Here is a 5,342-nt window from a genome sequence, read left to right on the forward strand (position 1 = left end):
GGAGACACGGGGGTGGGCGGCAGGGGGACGGACGGCACGACGCTAGGCGCCCGGGCCCACGTTGCGGGATTCCCGGGTGCGCAGCTGCCGCACGTAGGAGTCGGGGGCACCCGCGCACTCGGCCGCGTCCGCCAACAATCCGAGGTAGCGCGCCGACGGCAGGCCCCCCTCGAAGGCGTCCATGACGTACAGCCAGACCAGCTCGGTGCCCTCGGCCGCGGTGGGGGAGGGCGAGGCGACCGCGAACTCGGACTCCTGGGCCCCCAACGGGGGGCCGGGGGGGACGGTGGGACGGCGCTCCACCCGGACCCGGATCTTCCGGGCCGGGATCCGGTCCGTGCCCTCCCATCGGTCGAGGGCGCGGGCATCCTCGTCGGGGACGTCGTAGAGCACCACGAACACCCTCGACTCGGGGTCCTCGACCACGGTGGCCACGGCGCCCTCCCACGTGGGGTCCTCGCCCGCGAAGGTCAGGCGCCACCCCTCCAGCCAACCGGTTCCGGCGAACGGGGAGTGCGGCGCGCGGGCGTTCATCTGTTCGGGATGCATGTTGGTCCCGTACGCGGCGTAGAGAGGCACGGCGACCAGAGTAGTCCCTGGCGCCGGGTGTGGCCCCGGCGTCCTCCGGCCGCGTGCCGCCGGTTCGACTACCGTGTACGGCGGACGCGACGCGGTCCACCACAGTGGCCCGCGGCGCCCGGCCCCGACCCCGTGACCCGTGGAGGACCACCTGTGACCCAGCGCATCATCATCATCGGCGGCGGACCCGCCGGTTACGAGGCCGCGCTGGTGGCCGCGCAGTACGGTGCGGACGTCACGATCGTGGACGCCGAGGGGATCGGCGGCAACTGCGTGCTGACCGACTGCGTGCCGTCCAAGACGTTCATCGCCACCACGGGTGTGCGCACCGACATGCGTCGCGCCGAGGAGATGGGCGTCGAGATGCACTTCGACCCCACCGCGTACCGGCTCGGCCAGGTCAACGGTCGGGTCAAATCCCTGGCCCGCGCCCAGTCCGCCGACATCAGGTCCCAGCTCCAGCGCGAGGGCGTGCGACTGCTCTCGGGGACCGCGCGACTGCACGACTCGCAGCCGGGCATGGCGTCGCACCGCGTCCACGTGTCGCTGGACGGCGGCCGGGAGAAGATCCTCGACGCGGACGTGGTCCTGGTCGCCACCGGGTCCAACCCGCGCATCCTCTCCGGCGCCGAGCCGGACGGGGAGCGGATCCTGACCTGGCGGCAGCTCTACGACCTCACCGAACTCCCCTCCCACCTGGTGGTCGTGGGTTCCGGTGTGACCGGCGCCGAGTTCGTCTCCGCGTTCACCGAGATGGGCGTCAAGGTCACCATGGTGTCCAGCCGCGACCGTGTGCTGCCCCACGAGGACGCCGACGCGGCGCTGGTGCTGGAGGAGGCGCTCAGCGAGCGTGGCGTCTCGCTGGTCAAGCACGCGCGTGCGGACGCGGTCGAACACCACGAGGACGGGATCATCGTCCGACTGGGCGACGGCCGGACCGTCAAGGGTTCGCACGCCCTGATGTGCGTCGGTTCGGTTCCCAACACCGGCGACCTCGGGCTGGAGAGCGCCGGCATCGAGGTCCAGCGCAGCGGTCACATCAAGGTCGACCGCGTCTCGCGGACCACCGCCGCCGGCATCTACGCGGCGGGCGACTGCACCGATCTGTTCCCGTTGGCCTCCGTCGCGGCGATGCAGGGCCGGATCGCGATGTACCACGCGCTGGGCGAGGGGGTCAGTCCCATCAAGCTCCGCACCGTGGCCTCGGCGGTGTTCACACGGCCCGAGATCGCCACCGTGGGAATCTCCCACGCGCAGATCGAGAGCGGTGAGGTCCCCGCCCGCGTCGAGGTGTTCCCGCTGGCGGGCAATCCGAGGGCCAAGATGCGCAGTCTGCGCCGCGGTTTCGTCAAGCTGTTCTGCCGCCCCGCCTCGGGTGTGGTCATCGGAGGGGTGATCGTGGCGCCGACCGCCTCCGAGCTCATCCTGCCCGTCTCCGTGGCCGTGCGGAATCAGCTCACCGTGGGTGACCTCGCGGGGTCGTTCTCCGTCTATCCCTCGATGACCGGGTCGATCACCGAGGCCGCCCGGCAGCTCATGCGGCACGACGACCTGGACTGATCCCGGGCCGGTGGACCGGCCTGAGCGCCAGGATAAGTTTAGGCTAAGCTCACACCCGGTGCCCGTGACGCGGCACCGGGACTGTGAGGGAGGAACCGTGATGATGCGACGCCGCCTGGCCGCGATCGCCGCTGCCGGTTCGCTCGTGGTGGGTCTGGCGGCCTGCACCACGGACGGCGCCGGAGACGACTCGGACGCGTTGGTGGTCTACTCGGGCCGCAGCGAGAACCTCGTCGGCCCGCTGCTGGCCCAGATCGAGGAGAACACCGGCATCGACCTGGAGGTGCGGTACGCGAGCACCCCCGAGATGGCGGCGCAGATCGCCGAGGAGGGCGAGGCCAGCCCGGCCGACATCTTCTTCTCCCAGGACGCCGGCGCGCTGGGCGCGTTGTCCAAGGAGGGCCTGCTCACGCGGCTCGACGAGGCGACGGTCGCACAGGTCCCCGCCGAGTACCGGGCCACCGACGGGACGTGGGTCGCCACGAGCCTCCGCGCCCGTGTCCTGGTCTACGACTCCGAGGTGCTCGAGGAGTCCGAGGTGCCGGACACCATCGACGCCCTCACCGAGCCGGAGTGGCGGGGCAAGGTCGGCTACGCCCCCACCAACGCCTCGTTCCAGTCGTTCGTCACCGGGCTGCGGGTCGACCGCGGCGACGAGGCGGCCGAGCAGTGGCTCCGCGACTTCCTGGCCAACGAGCCGAGGACCTACGACAACAACGTGGCCCTCCTCGAGGCCGCCGACACCGGCGAGGTCGAGCTCGGGCTCACCAACCACTACTACTGGTACAACACCGCCCAGGAGAAGGGCGAGGAGAACATGCGGGCCCGGGTCCACTACCTGACCAAGGGCGACCCCGGCGCACTGGTCAACGTGGCCGGCGTCGGCGTGCTGGCCTCCACGGACCGGCCCGAGGACGCCCTGCGCGTGGTGGAGGAACTCCTCGGCGAGCAGGCCCAGCTCTACTTCCTCGAGGAGGACAGCGAGTACCCGGTGGTGCCGGGCATCACCTCGGAGGCCGTCGGCCTGCCCCCCCTCGAGACCCTGGGAGGCCCCGACATCGACCTCGGGGACCTCGACGGGCTCGAGCAGACCCAGCAGATGCTCACGCGCGTGGGCATGATCTGACGGGTCCGTCATAGACGTCCGTTCCCGTCTGCGTGGCGGTCGCCCCCTCCTCGGGGTGGCCGCCACTCTGGCGTGCTCCGCGGCCCTCATCCCGCTGGTCTATCTGATCATCCGGGCGGGGGAACGGGGCCCGGCCTACGCCATCGAGGTGGTCCGGTCCGGTCGGTCAGCCGAACTGCTGGTCAACACGGTCGTGCTGGTGGTCCTGGTCACCGCGGCCAGCGTCGTGGTGGGTGTCGCGCTCGCGTGGTTGACGGTGAGGACGGATCTCCCCGGGGCCCCGGTGGTCGGCGCACTGCTCTGCGTGCCACTGGCGATGCCCTCCTACGTCCTCGGCTACCTGTGGGTCGCGGACTTCCCGCAGTTCCTCGGCCTGCCCGGCTCCGTCATCGTGTTGACGATCTCCTGCTATCCGTACGTCTTCCTCCCCGCGGCCGCGGCGCTGCGGGCCGTGGACCCCGGGCTGGAGGAGGTGGCCCGGACGCTGGGGCGCGGATCGGTCAGGGCCGTACTCGGGGTGACGTTGCGTCAGATCCGGCCCGCGGTCGCCGCGGGGGCGCTGCTGGTGGCGCTGTACACGCTGTCCGACTTCGGGGCCGTGGCCATGCTGCGGTACGAGGCGTTCACCGTCGGGATCTACCACAGCTACCGCGCCTCGTTCGACCGGGTGCCCGCGGCGGTGCTGGCCTGCGTGCTCATCCTGGTGGCGCTGGTGGTGATGGTGGGAGAGCGGCGGGCCCGACGGGGCGAGGTCGCCAGGGTCGGTGCCGGTGTGGACTCCCTTCCCGACCGGGTCCCGCTCGGGCGGTTCAGAACGCCGGCGCTCGTGGTCGTCGGATTCGTCCTGACCGGTGGCGTCCTCGCCCCGCTCGTCGGGCTGGTCCGGTGGGTGCGGGCCGCCGCCGAGGTGGACGTGGCGTGGGGACCGGTCCTCGCGGCGGCGGCCACCACCGCGGGGGTGTCGGGCATCGCCGCGCTCGTGACGATCGTGTTGGCCCTGCCCATCGGCATCCTCGCGGCCCGGTCGAACGGCCCGGTCGCCCGGGCCACCGAGGCGGTCGCCCAGATCGGATTCGCGCTCCCCGGGATCACGGTCGGGTTGGCCGTGGTGTTCGTGGGGATCCGGCTGGTCCCCGGCCTGTACCAGCAGTTGCCGATGCTCGTGTTCGGGTACGTGGTGCTGTTCCTCCCGCTCGCCGTGGGCGTGGTCCGGTCCGCGATCGGCGCGATCCCGACCGCGCTCGAGGACGCCTCGGGAGCGTTGGGCTCCGGCCGGTTCCGGACCTTCCTCCGCGTCGTCGCCCCACTATCGATGCCGGGTGTCCTCGCGGGGGGCAGCCTGGTGTTCCTCAGCGTGGCCAAGGAACTGCCCGCGACCCTTCTCCTGCGCCCCACGGGGACGGAGACACTGGCCTCCGCGATGTGGGCCCACACCGAGGTGGCGGCGTACTCCCAGGCCGCTCCCTATGCCGCGATGCTCGTGGCCGTGGCCGTGATCCCCGCCGCGGTCCTCGGCAGGTCGTTCGGGTGGGGCGCGGGAGGGTCCGGGCGAGGCGTCCCGGCACGGACCGCCATCGCGGCCCGTTCGGAGGAGACACAGGTGGGTGCCACATGACGGTGAGGAAGCGCCCCGGCGGCGTGCTCGAGCTCCGCGGCGTGACCGGTGGGTACGGGGGCACCACCGTCGTCCGGGACCTCGATCTGACAGTGGGCTCCGGTGAGGCGCTGGCCGTTCTCGGTGCGTCCGGGTCGGGCAAGACCACCGTGCTGCGCATGATCGCCGGGCTGCACCCGGTCTCGGCGGGACGCATCCTCGTCGACGGACGCCGCGTGGACCCACTGCCCGCCCAGCACCGCGGGATAGGTCTGGTCCCCCAACAGGGCGCCCTGTTCCCGCACCTGTCCGTGGCCCGGAACGTCGGGTTCGGACTCGTACCGGTCGATCCCGTGGCGCGGTGGCGCAGCCGCGCCGAGCGGGCGGCCCGGGTCCGTGAGGTCCTCGAGTTGGTGGGGCTGGCGGACCGGGCCGACGACCGTCCCTCCCGGCTGTCCGGCGGGCAGCAACAGCGGGTCGCGC

The 5,342-nt window shown here is 72.2% G+C and carries 5 protein-coding genes; 4 read left to right on the top strand and 1 reads right to left on the bottom strand.

Annotation, left to right across the window (positions count from 1 at the left end; genetic code table 11):
• Positions 1 to 42: 42 nt before the first annotated feature.
• Positions 43 to 579, bottom strand: coding sequence for a gamma-glutamylcyclotransferase (locus G6021_RS09515; protein WP_182641152.1), 537 nt, complete (start codon positions 577 to 579; stop codon positions 43 to 45).
• Between the two features lie 153 nt (positions 580 to 732).
• Between G6021_RS09515 and G6021_RS09520 the strand changes: the two genes are divergently transcribed.
• From G6021_RS09520 to G6021_RS09535, 4 genes are all read left to right on the top strand, one after another.
• Complete coding sequence (locus G6021_RS09520) at positions 733 to 2,139, top strand: NAD(P)H-quinone dehydrogenase (protein WP_179524756.1); 1,407 nt, start codon at positions 733 to 735, stop codon at positions 2,137 to 2,139.
• 100 nt (positions 2,140 to 2,239) lie between these two features.
• On the top strand, positions 2,240 to 3,265 hold the full coding sequence (locus tag G6021_RS09525) for an iron ABC transporter substrate-binding protein (RefSeq protein ID WP_179524757.1): 1,026 nt from the start codon (positions 2,240 to 2,242) through the stop codon (positions 3,263 to 3,265).
• Between the two features lie 55 nt (positions 3,266 to 3,320).
• On the top strand, positions 3,321 to 4,880 hold the full coding sequence (locus tag G6021_RS09530; RefSeq protein WP_259846280.1) for an iron ABC transporter permease: 1,560 nt from the start codon (positions 3,321 to 3,323) through the stop codon (positions 4,878 to 4,880).
• Positions 4,877 to 5,342: ABC transporter ATP-binding protein (locus tag G6021_RS09535; protein ID WP_182641153.1), on the top strand; the 466-nt coding region annotated here is incomplete at its 3' end. The genes G6021_RS09530 and G6021_RS09535, both read left to right, overlap by 4 nt.

Source organism: Dietzia sp. CW19 (assembly GCF_014145265.1).
Taxonomy (GTDB): Bacteria; Actinomycetota; Actinomycetes; order Mycobacteriales; family Mycobacteriaceae; genus Dietzia; species Dietzia natronolimnaea.

Bases quoted from the DNA above. Each gene is read 5' to 3' on its own strand.
- G6021_RS09525 (WP_179524757.1), top strand. From the start codon at position 2,240: ATGATGCGACGCCGCCTGGCCGCGATCGCCGCTGCCGGTTCGCTCGTG.